At 41.6% G+C, this 14,473-nt stretch carries 20 protein-coding genes and 2 riboswitches; of the genes, 6 read left to right on the top strand and 14 right to left on the bottom strand.

Going from position 1 to position 14,473, the window contains the following annotated elements:
* Positions 1 to 435 (bottom strand): transcriptional regulator MntR, encoded by a 435-nt coding sequence (gene mntR, locus QSJ46_RS07180; protein ID WP_003215946.1) that lies wholly within the window; start codon positions 433 to 435, stop codon positions 1 to 3.
* An 85-nt stretch (positions 436 to 520) separates the two neighbouring features.
* Positions 521 to 1,357, bottom strand: a complete 837-nt coding sequence (locus tag QSJ46_RS07175; protein WP_039179911.1) for a lipoate--protein ligase family protein — start codon at positions 1,355 to 1,357, stop codon at positions 521 to 523.
* A gap of 219 nt (positions 1,358 to 1,576) precedes the next feature.
* On the opposite strand from QSJ46_RS07175, the gene QSJ46_RS07170 reads away from it, so the two are divergent.
* Positions 1,577 to 1,957, top strand: a complete 381-nt coding sequence (locus QSJ46_RS07170) for a rhodanese-like domain-containing protein (protein WP_039183198.1) — start codon at positions 1,577 to 1,579, stop codon at positions 1,955 to 1,957.
* Between the two features lie 44 nt (positions 1,958 to 2,001).
* On the opposite strand, the gene gcvPB is transcribed toward QSJ46_RS07170, so the two are convergent.
* The 3 genes from gcvPB to gcvT are packed head-to-tail and all read right to left on the bottom strand — an operon-like array spanning position 2,002 to position 5,915.
* The gene (gcvPB, locus tag QSJ46_RS07165; RefSeq protein ID WP_285604516.1) at positions 2,002 to 3,462 is read right to left on the bottom strand and encodes an aminomethyl-transferring glycine dehydrogenase subunit GcvPB; all 1,461 of its coding nucleotides are present in this window, start codon (positions 3,460 to 3,462) and stop codon (positions 2,002 to 2,004) included.
* Entirely contained in the window at positions 3,455 to 4,801 is a 1,347-nt protein-coding gene (gene gcvPA, locus QSJ46_RS07160) for an aminomethyl-transferring glycine dehydrogenase subunit GcvPA (RefSeq protein WP_047202284.1), read from the bottom strand. The genes gcvPB and gcvPA overlap by 8 nt, the downstream gene beginning before the upstream one ends.
* A 16-nt stretch (positions 4,802 to 4,817) precedes the next feature.
* Positions 4,818 to 5,915, bottom strand: a complete 1,098-nt coding sequence (gene gcvT, locus QSJ46_RS07155; RefSeq protein ID WP_285604515.1) for a glycine cleavage system aminomethyltransferase GcvT — start codon at positions 5,913 to 5,915, stop codon at positions 4,818 to 4,820.
* A 99-nt stretch (positions 5,916 to 6,014) separates the two neighbouring features.
* Positions 6,015 to 6,108, bottom strand: a riboswitch (glycine riboswitch).
* A gap of 3 nt (positions 6,109 to 6,111) precedes the next feature.
* Positions 6,112 to 6,218, bottom strand: a riboswitch (glycine riboswitch).
* Between the two features lie 248 nt (positions 6,219 to 6,466).
* Between gcvT and QSJ46_RS07150 the strand changes: the two genes are divergently transcribed.
* From QSJ46_RS07150 to sinR, 4 genes are all read left to right on the top strand, one after another.
* Complete coding sequence (locus QSJ46_RS07150) at positions 6,467 to 8,137, top strand: DEAD/DEAH box helicase (RefSeq protein ID WP_285604514.1); 1,671 nt, start codon at positions 6,467 to 6,469, stop codon at positions 8,135 to 8,137.
* Positions 8,138 to 8,151: 14 nt separating this feature from the next.
* Positions 8,152 to 8,949, top strand: a complete 798-nt coding sequence (locus QSJ46_RS07145) for a YqhG family protein (RefSeq protein ID WP_224928845.1) — start codon at positions 8,152 to 8,154, stop codon at positions 8,947 to 8,949.
* Positions 8,950 to 9,131: 182 nt separating this feature from the next.
* On the top strand, positions 9,132 to 9,296 hold the full coding sequence (locus QSJ46_RS07140) for an anti-repressor SinI family protein (RefSeq protein ID WP_073206269.1): 165 nt from the start codon (positions 9,132 to 9,134) through the stop codon (positions 9,294 to 9,296).
* A gap of 33 nt (positions 9,297 to 9,329) precedes the next feature.
* Positions 9,330 to 9,665: a transcriptional regulator SinR gene (sinR, locus tag QSJ46_RS07135; protein WP_024422969.1), complete on the top strand. Its 336-nt coding sequence runs from the start codon at positions 9,330 to 9,332 to the stop codon at positions 9,663 to 9,665.
* 67 nt (positions 9,666 to 9,732) lie between these two features.
* Here the strand turns inward: sinR and tasA are convergent, their stop codons facing one another.
* The 3 genes from tasA to tapA are packed head-to-tail and all read right to left on the bottom strand — an operon-like array spanning position 9,733 to position 11,743.
* Positions 9,733 to 10,533, bottom strand: a complete 801-nt coding sequence (gene tasA / locus QSJ46_RS07130) for a biofilm matrix protein TasA (RefSeq protein ID WP_039179929.1) — start codon at positions 10,531 to 10,533, stop codon at positions 9,733 to 9,735.
* Between the two features lie 57 nt (positions 10,534 to 10,590).
* The gene (sipW, locus tag QSJ46_RS07125) at positions 10,591 to 11,163 is read right to left on the bottom strand and encodes a signal peptidase I SipW (RefSeq protein ID WP_107163366.1); all 573 of its coding nucleotides are present in this window, start codon (positions 11,161 to 11,163) and stop codon (positions 10,591 to 10,593) included.
* Positions 11,164 to 11,215: 52 nt separating this feature from the next.
* The gene (gene tapA / locus QSJ46_RS07120; RefSeq protein WP_285604513.1) at positions 11,216 to 11,743 is read right to left on the bottom strand and encodes an amyloid fiber anchoring/assembly protein TapA; all 528 of its coding nucleotides are present in this window, start codon (positions 11,741 to 11,743) and stop codon (positions 11,216 to 11,218) included.
* A 299-nt stretch (positions 11,744 to 12,042) separates the two neighbouring features.
* Between tapA and QSJ46_RS07115 the strand changes: the two genes are divergently transcribed.
* The gene (locus QSJ46_RS07115; RefSeq protein ID WP_285604608.1) at positions 12,043 to 12,321 is read left to right on the top strand and encodes a DUF3889 domain-containing protein; all 279 of its coding nucleotides are present in this window, start codon (positions 12,043 to 12,045) and stop codon (positions 12,319 to 12,321) included.
* A gap of 33 nt (positions 12,322 to 12,354) precedes the next feature.
* Here QSJ46_RS07115 and QSJ46_RS07110 read toward each other — a convergent pair whose 3' ends face one another.
* Genes QSJ46_RS07110 through comGC form a run of 6 tightly spaced genes read right to left on the bottom strand, consistent with a single transcriptional unit; the run spans position 12,355 to position 14,461 of the window.
* A complete protein-coding gene (locus tag QSJ46_RS07110) occupies positions 12,355 to 12,549 on the bottom strand; it encodes a YqzE family protein (RefSeq protein ID WP_024718846.1) in 195 nt (64 codons plus the stop codon).
* 59 nt (positions 12,550 to 12,608) lie between these two features.
* On the bottom strand, positions 12,609 to 12,992 hold the full coding sequence (locus tag QSJ46_RS07105) for a competence type IV pilus minor pilin ComGG (RefSeq protein WP_285604512.1): 384 nt from the start codon (positions 12,990 to 12,992) through the stop codon (positions 12,609 to 12,611).
* Positions 12,989 to 13,519 carry a competence type IV pilus minor pilin ComGF gene (comGF, locus tag QSJ46_RS07100; protein WP_181286115.1) on the bottom strand — a complete coding sequence of 177 codons (531 nt, stop codon included), beginning with the start codon at positions 13,517 to 13,519 and terminating at the stop codon, positions 12,989 to 12,991. The genes QSJ46_RS07105 and comGF overlap by 4 nt, the downstream gene beginning before the upstream one ends.
* Complete coding sequence (gene comGE, locus QSJ46_RS07095) at positions 13,428 to 13,745, bottom strand: competence type IV pilus minor pilin ComGE (protein WP_107163363.1); 318 nt, start codon at positions 13,743 to 13,745, stop codon at positions 13,428 to 13,430. Before comGE ends, comGF begins: the two co-directional genes overlap by 92 nt.
* Positions 13,729 to 14,175 carry a competence type IV pilus minor pilin ComGD gene (gene comGD, locus QSJ46_RS07090; protein WP_224928854.1) on the bottom strand — a complete coding sequence of 149 codons (447 nt, stop codon included), beginning with the start codon at positions 14,173 to 14,175 and terminating at the stop codon, positions 13,729 to 13,731. The genes comGE and comGD overlap by 17 nt, the downstream gene beginning before the upstream one ends.
* A complete protein-coding gene (gene comGC, locus QSJ46_RS07085; protein WP_024422977.1) occupies positions 14,168 to 14,461 on the bottom strand; it encodes a competence type IV pilus major pilin ComGC in 294 nt (97 codons plus the stop codon). The genes comGD and comGC overlap by 8 nt, the downstream gene beginning before the upstream one ends.
* Positions 14,462 to 14,473: the final 12 nt, after the last annotated feature.

The following is a 14,473-nucleotide window of genomic DNA, read 5'->3' as shown; positions in this document are numbered from 1 at the left end:
TTAAGATTCTTGATTTGTTTGTTCGTTTTTCTTTTGAATCGCTTTCAGCTGAACAGATCGCTCATCGTTTTCTTCAAAAAATTGAACGAGATCGCCGATGCGGTCAATGCTGTTCCAGCTGAGATGATGTTCAATGCCTTCTACATCATCATAAATTTTCTCTTCATCTACACCAATGATTCTTAAAAATTGCTCCAGCAGTTCATGTCTGTATACGAGACGTTTTCCAATTTTTTTGCCTTTCGGGGTTAAAATTAGACCACGATACTTCTCATAAATGAGGTATTCATCTTTATCTAGCTTCTGAACCATTTTTGTTACAGAGGAGGGATGGACAGCGAGTGCTTCTGCAATATCAGAGACTCTGGCATATCCTTTTTCTTCTATCAGCATATAAATTTGTTCAATGTAATCTTCCATACTAGGTGTAGTCATAAAACCCCTCCATAATGCACCTTTACTTAATAATCAACCCAATTCTACACCATCGTTCATTAAAAAACAAGGAGTGTCCATCGTCTTAACGCTTGTAATTCCAATCATCTGAGGCATATTTCGTTTTGGCGAGATGATGGACAAACGCTAATTCTTCATCTGTCAGCTCATAAGGTTCAAGCTCAATATTTAATCCTTTTTCAAATCCTCTTTTAAACGCAACACGCGCATCGTCTATCGTACAAGTTCGGTCTGAGATTTCATTGATGGCAACCGCTTTGTTTTTAAAGCTTCGCTGCATCCGCTCTCTTACCCGGTCGTTAGGATAAAGGAACAAATCGAATAATTTATCCTCATCAAGGTCAATTAAAATAGATCCATGCTGGAGGATGACACCTTTTTGTCTCGTCTGAGCACTGCCCGCTACCTTTCTGCCTTCTACAACAAGCTCGTACCAAGAAGGGGCATCAAAGCATACAGAAGATCTTGGATTCTTTAAGCTTTCCTTTTCTTTATCTGTACGAGGAATGGCAAAATACGCATCGAGTCCCAGCTCTTTAAAGCCTTCTAAAATGCCTTCTGAAATGACGCGGTACGCCTCTGTCACCGTTGCTGGCATTTCTGGATGTTCCTCTGACACAATCACGCTGTAGGTCAGCTCCTGGTCATGTAGTACTCCTCGTCCTCCGGTTGGTCTGCGGACAAATCCAAGACCATAGCGCTTGACAGCTTCTAGGTTGATTTCTTTTTCAACGTTCTGAAAATACCCAACAGATAATGTCGCCGGATCCCATCCATAAAAGCGGATAACAGGCGGAATGAGCTTCTCACTATGCCAATAAAGCAAGGCTTCGTCCATTGCCATGTTAAAGGCAGGGTCTTGGTTTCCTGAATCAATGAAACACCATTTCTCTTTTTGCATATAAAATCCCTTCTCTTTTACGTAGTCAATGTTAGATGATGGTGGTGACCACCGGTTTTCTCTCTTCATCAGTCTATCAAATCGGAACGGAATTGAAAATAATTCTTACCATTTATGATGACAAGTTTCTTATGCTTTACTATAATAGTATTTGTCTAAAACGTACCATCAGACAGGCTACTGTGCTGATGCTCAAGAAGGAGTCGAGTTGTATTGTCAATGTTCAACTATATCGTCCTCTCACTTTGTGGACTTTTTGTTCTTTATTCCATCGGCAGCTACATTTATCAGCAGCGCATTATGAAAACGCTGACGGAAGCAGAATTTATTAAAGGTTACCGCAAAGCCCAGCTCATTGATGTGAGAGAGCCAAATGAGTTTGAAGGCGGACATATTTTAGGGGCAAGAAATATCCCTCTTTCCCAACTAAAGCAGCGCAAAAATGAAATACGTCCTGACAAGCCTGTTTATCTCTATTGTCAAAATAATTTCAGAAGCGGAAAAGCAGCCCAAACTTTACGTAAAAACGGCTGCCGTGAGATTTATAATTTAAAAGGCGGCTTTAAAAAATGGGGCGGCCGCATTAAAACGAAGAACTAACAAAAAAGACTCTGGGAGCATGATTCCCCCTGAGTCTTTTTTCTTTATTTTCTTTCAAAAACGAGAATGGGATTCCGAGCGGCCTTTGTTTCGTCCATACGTTTGACGACCGTTGTATGCGGCGCTTCCTGCACCACTTCAGGATTCTCTTCTGCTTCTTTCGCAATTTGAATCATTGCTTCGATGAATGCATCAAGTGTTTCTTTTGATTCTGTTTCAGTCGGTTCAATCATGATACATTCCTCTACATTGAGCGGGAAGTAGATCGTTGGCGGATGGTAGCCGAAATCAAGTAATCGTTTGGCAATATCCAGTGTCCGCACACCTAATTTTTTCTGACGTTTACCTGAAAGAACAAATTCATGCTTACAGTGACGATCAAACGGCAAATCATAATGAGCACTTAAGCGTCGCATCATATAGTTCGCATTTAACACGGCATTATCAGTTACAGCCTTTAAGCCGTCTGGACCCATAGAGCGGATGTACGCATAGGCTCTGACGTTAATGCCAAAGTTTCCATAGAATGGCTTCACACGCCCAATTGATTCCGGACGGTCATATTCAAAGTAAAAACGACCTTCCTTCTTTACAAGCACCGGCTTTGGCAAATACGGAATTAAATCCTTTTTAACGCCAACAGGACCTGAACCAGGACCTCCGCCTCCGTGTGGGCCTGTAAAGGTTTTATGAAGATTTAAGTGGACAACATCAAATCCCATATCCCCTGGTCTTGCTCTACTTAAAACCGCATTCAAGTTGGCTCCGTCATAATAAAGTTTACCGCCAGCTCCATGAACGATTTCAGCCATTTCTAAAATATTTTCTTCAAAGAGGCCAAGTGTATTCGGGTTTGTAAGCATTAAAGCAGCTGTTTCTTCATTAACAACGCGGCGTAAATCTTCTAAATCAACAAGCCCGTTTTCATCAGATGCGACAGTAATGGTTTCAAATCCAGCGACTGTCGCAGATGCCGGGTTCGTTCCATGAGCAGAATCAGGCACAATGACTTTTGTACGCTGATGATCTCCTCTTGCTTCATGGTACGCACGGATCATCATGAGTCCCGTCCACTCGCCATGTGCTCCTGCCGCAGGCTGTAATGTCACAGCGTCCATCCCCGTAATTTCTTCAAGATGTTCACCTAGATCGTATAGTAATTCCAATGCACCTTGTACAGTGTCTGCCTCCTGTAGTGGATGGACCTGCGAGAAACCTGCAAGGCGTGCAACCTTTTCATTAATCTTTGGATTATATTTCATCGTACAAGAGCCAAGAGGATAAAATCCAGAATCGACCCCATGATTGCGTCTTGATAATGCTGTATAATGACGCATAATATCAAGCTCAGATACTTCAGGAAGCTCAGCATCCTCATCACGGATGTACGTCTCATCAAATAAAGACGGGATCTCCTGTCCAGGTACATCTAAATCAGGCAGGCTGTACCCAATTCTTCCTTCTTTAGATAATTCAAAAATAAGCGGCTGATCTTGTTTATTCATGGCGATCCCCCAATTCCTTGATAAACGTATCAATTTCTTCTTTTGTTCTCAGCTCTGTCACGGCTACAAGCATGTGCTGCTGAAGCTCTGGGTAGTCTAGCCCTAAGTCGTAGCCGCCGATGATTCCTTTTTCAAGCAATCGTTTATTGGCTTCTTTCACAGGCTCCTGTAACTTGATCACAAATTCATTAAAATGAGCCCCTTCTACATCCGCCTGCAGTCCATATTTTTCTGCCTGCGTCTTGGCATAATGGGCTTTTTGCACGTTTTGATAGGCGATGTCTTTTATGCCTGTTTTTCCTAGTGCCGTCATGGCAACAGAAGCAGCTAACGCATTTAATGCTTGGTTCGAGCAAATATTTGACGTCGCTTTATCTCTTCGAATGTGCTGCTCACGCGCTTGAAGAGTCAGGACAAATCCACGAACACCATTTTCATCTTCTGTCTGCCCGACTAATCGACCTGGCACTTTTCTCATCAACTTTTTCGTCACAGCAAAATATCCGCAGTGAGGTCCGCCAAATGCCGCCGGGATACCGAACGGCTGCGCATCACCAACGACAATGTCTGCCCCAAGTTTTCCAGGCGGCGTCAATAGCCCGAGTGCGAGGGGATTGCTAGAGACAATGAACAGGCTTTTTCCTTTATGTGCAATGGGTTCAATGTCTTTTAACGGCTCGACGACACCAAAAAAGTTTGGATATTGCACGAGAACTGCTGCTGTATCATCGCAGATGGCCTTTTCCAGTGCAGCTAAATCTGTCTGCCCTTTTTTCGCAGGCACTTCAACAACTTCAATGTTTTGTCCTTTGGCGTATGTTTTCAGCACCGCTCTTGATTCAGGGTGAACCGTTTCAGAAACCACCACTTTTTTCTTCTTTGTGTGTCCCGCAGCGAGCATTGCCGCTTCAGCTAGTGCCGTTCCGCCATCATACATCGAGGAGTTGGCAAGATCCATACCAGTCAGCTCAGCAATCATTGTTTGAAATTCAAAAATCGCTTGCAATTCACCTTGTGAAATCTCCGGCTGATAAGGTGTATACGCTGTATAAAATTCAGAGCGTGAGATGACATGATCGACAATGACAGGCTGGTAATGATCATATACACCTGCACCAAGAAACGATGCATAGGAAACTGTATCCTTATTCTTTGCAGCTAGCCGGGATAATTCCCTGACAAGCGCTGTTTCAGATGCGGATTCTTTGATGTTGTATGCTCCTTTGAATCTAACTTTCTCTGGGATATCTGAAAAAAGCTCATCAATCGACTGAACGCCGATGACATCCAGCATTTCTTTTTGATCTTGCTCTGTTTGCGGCAAATACCTGTGCTTCATCCTCTATTCCCCCTCGTTATTTGGTTCTTTTATAAAATGGTGTTGTGACGATTTTGGCTTTTAGACGTTTTTTACGAACTTGTACTTCCACCTCTGCCCCAAGCTCCGCTTCTGAGGTTTCGACCAAAGCAAGACCGACATTTTTCTTTAATGTTGGGGATTGAGTGCCCGTTGTGACAAACCCAACCTGCTTTTCTCCTGAAAAGACTGGGTAATCTGTACGCGGAATCCCTTTTTCAATCATTTCAATGCCGACAAGCTTTCGCTTCAGTCCCTCTTCTTTTTGTTTTTTAAGTGCTGCTTTTCCGATAAAATCAGCTTCTTTATCCGTTTTGACAGCAAAACCAATTCCGCCTTCTAATGGAGAAATATCCTTTGTCAGCTCCTGGCCATAAAGCGGAAGCCTTGCTTCAAATCTCAAGGTATCACGTGCACCGAGTCCGCACGGTATTAATCCTTTTGGCTGCCCTGCTTTTAATAAAGCTGACCACAGGTGAATCGCATCTTCTGACTGGCAGTAGATTTCAAAGCCATCTTCCCCTGTGTAGCCTGTTCTGGAAACGAGCACTTCTTTATTTGCGACCTCAGCTTTTGATAAAAACGTAAATGGTTTAAGCGATGTCACCTCTTCATCCGCCACCTCTTTGATGATGTCAGCTGCAAGAGGTCCTTGAAGCGCTAGCAAGGCGGTTTGATCAGATATATTTTTGATCAATACGTCATCCTCCTCTTGGTGCTTCAAAAGCCAATCCACGTCTTTATCGATATTTGATGCATTGATGACAAGTAAATAGTGGTTCTTTTCTTTTTGGTAGACGAGCAGGTCATCTACCGTTCCGCCATCTTCATAACACATGGCTGTATATAGTGCCTTACCGTCTGTCAGCTTAGACACATCATTGGTTAATAACCTTTGTAAAAAAGGAAGGGCATCTTGACCTTTGACGTCCACCTCACCCATGTGAGACACATCAAAAAGCCCTGCTTTTGTTCGAACAGCTTCATGTTCTTCTTTAATGGAAGAAAATTGGACAGGTAATTCCCAGCCCCCGAAGTCAATGGTTTTTGCGCCAAACGTTTCATACGCATGAAAAAGCGGTGTTCGTTTCAACATCAATCGTTTCCCCCTTTTTTTAGTGCAAATGCAAGCTGAATTTTCAGAAAAAAATCACAGCAAAAAAGGACAGAGCGCTCCCTTTTATCAAAAAGAAGTCTCTGTCCTTGCACCTGAAAGTTTACAGCACAACATCATTGTGCGTTTTCCCCTTTGGTGGTTTGCTAAAACGATCAGCAAACACTCTCCAGAGTTGCGTCCGGTAAGAGTACTTTTGCCTGAGAGATTCACTGAATCATTCAGCTTGCTCCTTCGGCGCCTGCCAGTGCAAAATAACCGCCAAGTCTCTCCCCATACCATCATCCGCTCATATTTTTCACATTTATTGGACATACTATCAAAATGGGTGACTTATTTTCTAGATCACTTATCAACATCCTACCATTAGAAATGGATGGAGAGCAACAGAAAAATCATTAACATTTTTAAAATAACCTTTCGATATCGTTCGCTTTTATTCATATATCTAGTCTTTTAGAGACCTCTTAAAAAATGAAGCGTTTAAAAACAGAACAATTTATCAGACCCTACTAGAAAGGCAGGCGACCACATTGAATATTCAAACGATTTTTGATCAGGAATGGGCAAATGAATTTCAGCAGCGGCTTTCATCAGACGGCCCCTGGGCGAACTGGGATATGTATCGATTAGCGACGCAGGTTCAAAAAGTCACAGCCATTGATTCATTCGAGGGGCTGCAAGCTCCTGCGCACCTGCCTGCATTCACCCCTTTACAGCACCAGCTCGAAGTAGCCAGAAGAGTCGTAGAAGAAATGAATGGGAAAGCCATTCTAGCAGATGAAGTGGGTCTGGGAAAAACCGTAGAAGCAGGACTCATTATCAAAGAATACATGATTCGTGGACTTGCCAAAAAAATTCTTATTCTCGTCCCCGCCTCCCTTGTATCTCAGTGGGTACAGGAGCTGCGGACGAAATTTTATATTGATGCTGTTGAACAAAAAAAGAGCTATGTGTGGGAGCAGTGCGACGTTGTCGTTTCTTCCATTGACACAGCCAAAAGACAGCCGCATCGAGACACGATTTTATCGATTGCCTACGATATGGTCATTATCGATGAAGCACACAAACTGAAAAACAATAAAACGAAAAACTATGAATTTGTGAGAAACCTGAATAAGAAGTTCTGTCTGCTGCTGACAGCGACACCTATTCAAAATCGGATCGGAGAAATATTTAATCTCGTTTCTCTTCTGAAGCCAGGCCACCTAGGAAATGAACATCAATTTAAAGATATCTTTGCCAAAAAGGACTTGCAGCTTGAAGACCATGACCGATTAAAACAGCTCGTCAATAAAGTGATGATTCGAAACCGAAGACAAGACACAGGCATCGAGTGGACAAAACGGCATGTCAAAACGATTTCCATTGATTTTTCTCCGACAGAACAAGCATTGTATGATGAAATCTGCAAGCTGAAAGAGAATCCGTCTTATACAAAGCATATGTTTTCCATTATGACCTTGGAACGAGAATGCTGTTCAAGCCGTGAGGCAGTTTATATGACGATTAAAAAAATGCAGGAAGAAGAAAAGCATATACTCGGCTCTTCTGCTATAGCGCAAATCATGGAGAAAATCAATCAAGTGGAGCAAAACTCAAAGGCGCTTGAAGTGGTCAAACTCATTCAGCAGTTAAATGAGAAAGTCATTATTTTCACCGAATACCGCGCGACACAAATTTATTTACAATGGTTTCTACAGCAAAACGGCATTAGCTCCGTGCCATTTCGGGGCGGCTTTAAGCGGGGCAAAAAAGATTGGATGAAAGATTTATTTAGAGAACGGGCGCAAGTGTTAATTGCTACAGAAGCTGGCGGCGAAGGGATCAACCTTCAGTTTTGTAATCAAATCATCAACTACGACCTCCCGTGGAACCCGATGCGTTTAGAACAGAGAATCGGACGTATCCACCGCCTTGGCCAAGAGCGAGATGTTCACATTTACAATATGTCAACGAACGGAACAGTTGAGGAGCATATTTTAAAGCTTTTATATGAAAAAATTCAGCTGTTTGAAAACGTCATAGGCGATTTAGATGATATTTTAACGAGAATTGATATTGAAGAAGTCGAAACAGAGTTGCATCAAATTCTCTTCCAGCATGAATCCGATGGAGACATGAAAAAGAAATTAACCCAGTTTGCTTCTTATTTAACTGAAGCACAAACACCACTTTTAGAAAAGAGACAGCAGGGCTCATAAAGGAGAGTTGATCAATGGAGCAGCATGACATTCACACCTTTCTTCTCCGTTTTTTCAAGGCGAATCAATGCAGTATATTAGAAGAAAGTGCAGGACATATGACCGTACAGCTGACAATTGAAATGGATAAATTGATTATGAACCGTCCTTTTTATTGGCACTGGCTTGAAAAAACTGGCGGTGTACCTGAACCGCGGCAATTGACTTTCATCACAGATCAAAAAAAAGCGGGTGATACGGTCAGTGGTGAATTCATCCATTTCGGCTCCCCCCGGTTATTTCAAATATTTGAGGCGGTCAAACAACAGGGACGTTTTATCCGGCTTTATGAACGAGTCAGTCCGCTCACGAACAATCAGATCGCACTTGAGCCATGGCTTGGACTCAATGTAAAAATTTCTTACCTTGCAGACCGGAAGAAGGATAAGCTTTTATCATTAGGACTCCATCTTATACGCGGAGAAGTCATTGAACAATTTCAAGAAAAGCTGGAAGCTCGCGAGCTGTCGTCTCAAATTCCCGATTATTGTTTTACGATGAGTACAATGATTAAGCCAGAAAGCGGAATCAAACGGCTCTACAGCCTTATGGAGCGTTATGCCCATGAGGAACCGAACGACTGGGCAGTGCGAGCCGTTCAAAAATGGAAGGAAGACTCCGAACTTTTAAACCAGTTTTATGAAGGGACTTCAGACACATCTGTAGAATATGAAATAGAAAGGCAAGCACTCAAAACTTTATACGAACCAAAAATCAGTCTTACGATTGAAAATGGCGGACTTTTTTACTTACAGCAAAAAAGAGGAGGTTGACCCATAGTCCCCTCCCCTTTTATGTGACTTACAATTTTCGATCAGTCTAAAGCTAAGTTTGTCTGTTTGTATTGGGCGGAAACATGACGCAAGCAAACTATGAGGTCTTACCACCTATGTCTTTCCATTTCATGCGTTAAGTGCCTGAAATACATGATTCAGTATTTTAGGAGGGTATTTGTATGGAAAAGAAAACGAACAAATTAGACAGTGAATGGGTTCAATTATTACGTGAAGCTCGCAAGGCAGGACTAACAGTTGAAGAAGTCCGTCATTTCCTCAAATCAAATGAAAAGTCCTCTGAGTCTCCCCCTCTGGTAAGAAGTCATTCTATCAAACCTTTCTGAATGTGCTATAATATCGAAAGGAAGGTGATGACATTGATTGGCCAGCGTATTAAACAATACCGCAATGAAAAAGGCTACTCACTATCAGAACTGGCCGAAAAGGCTGGGGTAGCGAAGTCTTATTTAAGCTCAATAGAAAGAAACTTGCAAACAAACCCCTCCATTCAATTTCTTGAAAAAGTCTCCGCTGTTCTGGACGTCTCGGTTCATACACTTTTAAACGAAAAAGATGAAACCGAATACGATGGTCAATTAGATAGTGAATGGGAAAAACTAGTTCGAGATGCAATGACATCAGGGGTTTCGAAAAAGCAATTTCGTGAATTTTTAGATTATCAAATCTGGAGAAAAAAGCAAGAAGAGGAGTAAAGCGCACGTTTTAGCGCATACTCCTCCAATTGCTATGCAGATCTTGATATCAGCCTAAAGACTGGCTTTATTTTTTATCTTCGCTGTGTGCTTTTTCGTTTTCTTTCACGTAGCCTTTTTCATCCGTATGCTTTTTTGGATTGATCGTTAAACCATTCCACTGAGTCGCTTCGAAGGAAAGATCAATTTGAATCGCATCGCCTTGGTATTTATTTTGGATATAGTGACCAGCTTTATCCTTCGTCTGGTCATTGATAAATTCAATGGTCATTTCCACTTTATCGTAATCAAACGGATTCTTTGGAATGCCGTCATACTCTGGAGCCACTGTTCCATCAACAGTTGCTACATTAATTTTCCCACTTTCATGTAAAAACTTCTCATCGACGGCATGACGAAGCTTTTCAAATGCGGTCTGATCCTGTTTTGACGTTAATTGATGCAAGTCAAGCAGGTTTGCATGGTCTAAAATAATGTTTTTCGGATAACCATTTCCACCTTCGGCTCCAACCGTCAGAACACTCACCTGAAACTGACTGAGAAATTCTTCAGCTGTATTCTTACCGCCATTCTTCGCGGAAGATCCATCTGTAAACTGGCTATAATCAAGACTCATCAGCACTTGGTTTATCGCTAGTGATCCCTTATTATCAAAATGAAATTCCTTCTTGATCCGATCACCAGGTTTTAAGTTCGAAAGGTTGATGGCGCCGGAGTTCTCTTTAGCAGATAAATCCAGCTCTCCTGTCGAGTAGACCGCATTTGCCTTTTCAAAATCATTAAACGCCGCCCATGTTCCCCCGCCGATTAATGCAAGACCTAAAGCCCCTGATAATACACCTAAACGAATTGATTTCTTCATTGCCATGAATAATAAACCCCCTAATATTTTGTTTTATTGAAACCTGATTAGGTTACAAACGATTTAAGCTTGTTCCTCTGACATATGTACATCAGCCGTGTGTCTACGGTGTTTTGCTGCGCCCACAAAATGAATGGTTGAATAAACAAGCAGCATGACACCTGGTATAATAAGGAGCAAAGCAGTTCCAGCTGATGTCCCTGCATACGAAAGAAGCTTTCCCGCATAAGGAATGTTCACTCCCATATACTGCGCAGTCACCTGATCCGCTTTTACCAGCGTGCCGTCCTGATACATATTATTGTCACCCTTCGTCTCAAACGCTTTATTTGCATCCTTTCCCTTCACCCCAACAATTCGGTGGGTCACAAAGGACTGATCTTGCTTTGTTTGAAACGTAATAATATCTCCTTTTTTGAGCGTCTCAGGTGAGGCGACCTGCTTTACAACAATCAGTGACCCAGCTGCAAATTCTGGTTCCATCGAACCTGATAATACTTGCTTCAATTGATAACCGAAAATCTGAGGTTCTCCTCCTGTTGTTCTTGATGACAACACGACAATAATTGAGGCTATCATCACCGTGAACACCACCACATAAAGAATACTCCCAGACATCTTCATCCATTTTTTCATGACCCCTTCTCCCCTTCGCCTATCATTTTTTCACTTTAAAAGACAGCTCCATTTAGGACGCCTTTTCTTGACACTTTGAGAGCACCATCTGTTTAGACCAAAAGTACGCCTTATCAGATGCGCCAAATCCTTTAGGATAATAGATTTTAAATGCATAGATTCCATTTGTTTTTGCTTTATCTGTCGTGACAATCGCTGTTTCTTGCGACAATAGGGACTTTATGGAGCCCTTTTCAAGAATATGACCATCTTGTAATGGCTCCTGACCATTTCCCACTTTATGTAATTCCCACTTCCATTCAGAGTACGCAATAGGCTGTCCACTATTTTTTAGTGTCATGCTCAGCCTTTGAGGTGCGCAGACTGTTCCTTCGATTATCGTTTGATCGACAAGCTCCAATTGACTTTGATCCCATTTTTTAGGCTGACAATGCTGATCTGTCTGTTCAAAGTTTTCACATGTTTTCATTACAAAATTTTTGTGCTCGACATCGTTAAAAGAGGCATTCGTTGGTGTCATGAGGAAAGACGTCAACATCAAACAAATGGCACAAAAAAGGACAAAGAGCGACTGTTTCATTAATCCCTTCAACTCCTTGAACGGTTGTTCTTTAAAAAGAACGATTATATACAGTATAAGGAAATACCTATAAAACCCAAAACGTCAAATTAGTTCATTTTGTTCTTAAACAAGAACAATTACGAGAAAATTCTTCCATTTTCTCATTCTTTCGCCATATTCAATATTTTTTTGTGTGACATTTGTACTTCTTAAAACTTACATAAAAATGTAGGATTTGGTCAGGATATGAAGAGGTGAGGTGATGTTAAGTGAAATATGGAAAAATCATAATCATGCTCAGTTTACTGCTGAGTCCTATGATACTAGACGTCAAACCTGTGGCTGCGAGAGGTTTGACTGCCACCGCAGACCAATGGGAAACGCGAGCAGTCAAAGAAGCCAAAAAAAGATACCCGCTAACGCAAGTTTTATTTAAACAAAAAGTATGGGACCGCCACCGCGATAAGGAATCTGTAAAACAGTATCATATTACGTTAAAAGACCATACAAAGGAATTTGGGGTGTTTGTCACCATTTCCTATAATCCTTACTCAAACAAGGTGAATAAAGTGATTGTTGTGGAGGAATACAACTAAAATGGCATAAAAAAACCGCCTGCTGGCGGCTTTTTACTTTCGTCGATGTCGCTGACGTTTTTTAAGCATCATGGAGAAACCAAACGGCAGAACCCCAAATAATCGCTGTGAAAACGGAGGTTTTGTTTCCATTTTTTCTTGTTTGTGTTCCTTACGTTCGTCTCGTGGTGTATTCATATATTTAATGATTTCCTGCGTCATATATTTTACATAGTCATTTGTTTTCAAGCAAATTCACCTCTTCTTCCTTCAAGTGTTACCAGAAAGAGGATGATTTTATACACTGGCTAATCAGGGTTTGCCCATCTCATGATTTCACCGGTCTTCCAATCCAGCATCAGCTCCCGCTCATCGGATAATCCGTCCTTTGTTTTCACCCTCACCAAAGCGAGGACACGTTTTTTCTGTTGATCGCATTTCATCTGCTTCAGTGCCACATGGCCTTCTTCAGTATCAATATGGACCTTCCGCTTTTCACAAATGCGTTTTACTTTGGTGGCAGCTTCACTCACACCCACCCTAAAAAGCTGCTGTTTTTTATAAAAAGAAATCGTGAGCTCTGCACTTCTCAGCTCTTTTTGAAAGCCCATCGTTATCGCTCCTAGAATCAAGAGAAAAAATAGAATCACAGCAAGCACATGCGGATAGATAAACCCTTCCTCTCTTTTCACGATTTAGGAACCACCCCTTTATATGTGAAAAAAACGGCTTCATGAACCTTACCAGATCCATCTTTGACTTTCAGTATGGCTCTATACTGACTCGTTCTCACATGAAATTGTTTCACCTTGTGCAATAATGGAAGATGTCCAGCTTGATCCGTACGTTTTCGAAGCATCTCTTGATATGGCTCAATCGTTACCACTCGCCCTTGATCAGATACATACTCTAACGCATTACCTCCTTGCACCGATCGAACAGCCGTTGCACGGCTTAAATCCTCATCTAATTGCAGGACAGTCTGTTTCCACTCCATTTGTGAAAATCGGTTAATCTCTTCAAAAGGAAGGGCTTTCTCAGCTGCTGAAAAGATCAGTACACATCCAAAAGAGAGGAACAAAAATAGCTGCAATTGCCACAAAGCCTGGACAAGGGTAAAACCTTGTTCACCGTTCCGCAACCTGGTGAAAGCATATGGTCTGCTTTTTTTGTAAGTTGTATGATACACATCCCTTCTCTTTACTCCAATTGAATACATATGTGTTGTCGCCTCGCTTCTTTTTGACAGACGATTTTGTACCCTCTATGAATGCTTCATTCATCTGTTCATGTAAGATTTGGTAAGCTTCAAGTTTGGCTCTTACTTCCTTTTTCCCCAGCATGATCTTTTCATAGGCCGGCATAATCACAAGGGCTGCAAATAGGAAGATATGACAAGCAAACAGCGTATCAATCGTACTAAACCCTCTATTGCTTTTGAACATGGATTCGCCCGCTTCCTAAATAAATCGTGAGTTTATAGGATTGACTGCCAAATTCGACAATGAAAGATCCACCGCTGCTTGGATGTCCGTTTTCATTAAAATAGATACCTTGTGAGAATGTAGAAGTTTTGATGCTGCCCTTTTTATGCTGATAAGAAGCAATGACTTCGTTACTCTTTTGATCTATTACCTGATAAGATACATGCGGCGGTTGGATCTCAACGTGCACTCGTGTTTTTTTGATAAATGCAGTATATGACGCCAATTGAAGATCTTGTTTCATGATATTCACTTGTCTTTTGGCTTCAGCGCTTACTATTAAATTTGGGATTTTCACTCCTATGATCGACAATAAGATCGACAGAACTAGTAAGATCATTAGCTGTTCTATGAGGGTAAAACCCTTCTCGTGTAAAAGTAATTTATTCATGCTTCACGTTGCCGTTTTGAATGACAATCGCTTTTCCATTAGGACAGGTTAATCCCTTTTTAACATAACCTTCTTTTTCTAATTCAGCTAAAGATGGCGTCTTCCCATCATGCTCTAATTCATATGCCATCACTTGTGTGCTGACCATTGATTTGAGCCCTTCACAGCCCTTTGCTTGAATTGCTTGGTGATGACGTGTGATATTCGGTATGGTAATGAGTAAAAGAATGGATATCACGAGCATGACAATTAACATTTCTAACAGGGTAAACCCTTTATCATTCATGTCTTTGTCCTC

Origin of the sequence: Bacillus sp. YKCMOAS1, assembly GCF_030268125.1 — a bacterium.
Taxonomy (GTDB): domain Bacteria; phylum Bacillota; class Bacilli; order Bacillales; family Bacillaceae; genus Bacillus; species Bacillus safensis.
The sequence above is the reverse complement of the archived record's forward strand: the minus strand, read 5'-3'. Positions and strand labels throughout refer to the sequence as shown.

Excerpts from the sequence above, each read along its gene's own strand:
- mntR (WP_003215946.1), bottom strand. The coding sequence starts at position 435 with ATGACTACACCTAGTATGGAAGATTACATTGAACAAATTTATATGCTG.
- QSJ46_RS07175 (WP_039179911.1), bottom strand. The coding sequence starts at position 1,357 with ATGCAAAAAGAGAAATGGTGTTTCATTGATTCAGGAAACCAAGACCCT.
- QSJ46_RS07170 (WP_039183198.1), top strand. The coding sequence starts at position 1,577 with ATGTTCAACTATATCGTCCTCTCACTTTGTGGACTTTTTGTTCTTTAT.
- gcvPB (WP_285604516.1), bottom strand. The coding sequence starts at position 3,462 with ATGAATAAACAAGATCAGCCGCTTATTTTTGAATTATCTAAAGAAGGA.
- gcvPA (WP_047202284.1), bottom strand. The coding sequence starts at position 4,801 with ATGAAGCACAGGTATTTGCCGCAAACAGAGCAAGATCAAAAAGAAATG.
- gcvT (WP_285604515.1), bottom strand. The coding sequence starts at position 5,915 with ATGTTGAAACGAACACCGCTTTTTCATGCGTATGAAACGTTTGGCGCA.
- QSJ46_RS07145 (WP_224928845.1), top strand. The coding sequence starts at position 8,152 with ATGGAGCAGCATGACATTCACACCTTTCTTCTCCGTTTTTTCAAGGCG.
- QSJ46_RS07140 (WP_073206269.1), top strand. The coding sequence starts at position 9,132 with ATGGAAAAGAAAACGAACAAATTAGACAGTGAATGGGTTCAATTATTA.
- tasA (WP_039179929.1), bottom strand. The coding sequence starts at position 10,533 with ATGGCAATGAAGAAATCAATTCGTTTAGGTGTATTATCAGGGGCTTTA.
- sipW (WP_107163366.1), bottom strand. The coding sequence starts at position 11,163 with ATGAAAAAATGGATGAAGATGTCTGGGAGTATTCTTTATGTGGTGGTG.
- tapA (WP_285604513.1), bottom strand. The coding sequence starts at position 11,743 with ATGAAACAGTCGCTCTTTGTCCTTTTTTGTGCCATTTGTTTGATGTTG.
- QSJ46_RS07115 (WP_285604608.1), top strand. The coding sequence starts at position 12,043 with ATGATACTAGACGTCAAACCTGTGGCTGCGAGAGGTTTGACTGCCACC.
- comGF (WP_181286115.1), bottom strand. The coding sequence starts at position 13,519 with ATGTATTCAATTGGAGTAAAGAGAAGGGATGTGTATCATACAACTTAC.
- comGE (WP_107163363.1), bottom strand. The coding sequence starts at position 13,745 with ATGTTCAAAAGCAATAGAGGGTTTAGTACGATTGATACGCTGTTTGCT.
- comGD (WP_224928854.1), bottom strand. The coding sequence starts at position 14,175 with ATGAATAAATTACTTTTACACGAGAAGGGTTTTACCCTCATAGAACAG.
- comGC (WP_024422977.1), bottom strand. The coding sequence starts at position 14,461 with ATGAATGATAAAGGGTTTACCCTGTTAGAAATGTTAATTGTCATGCTC.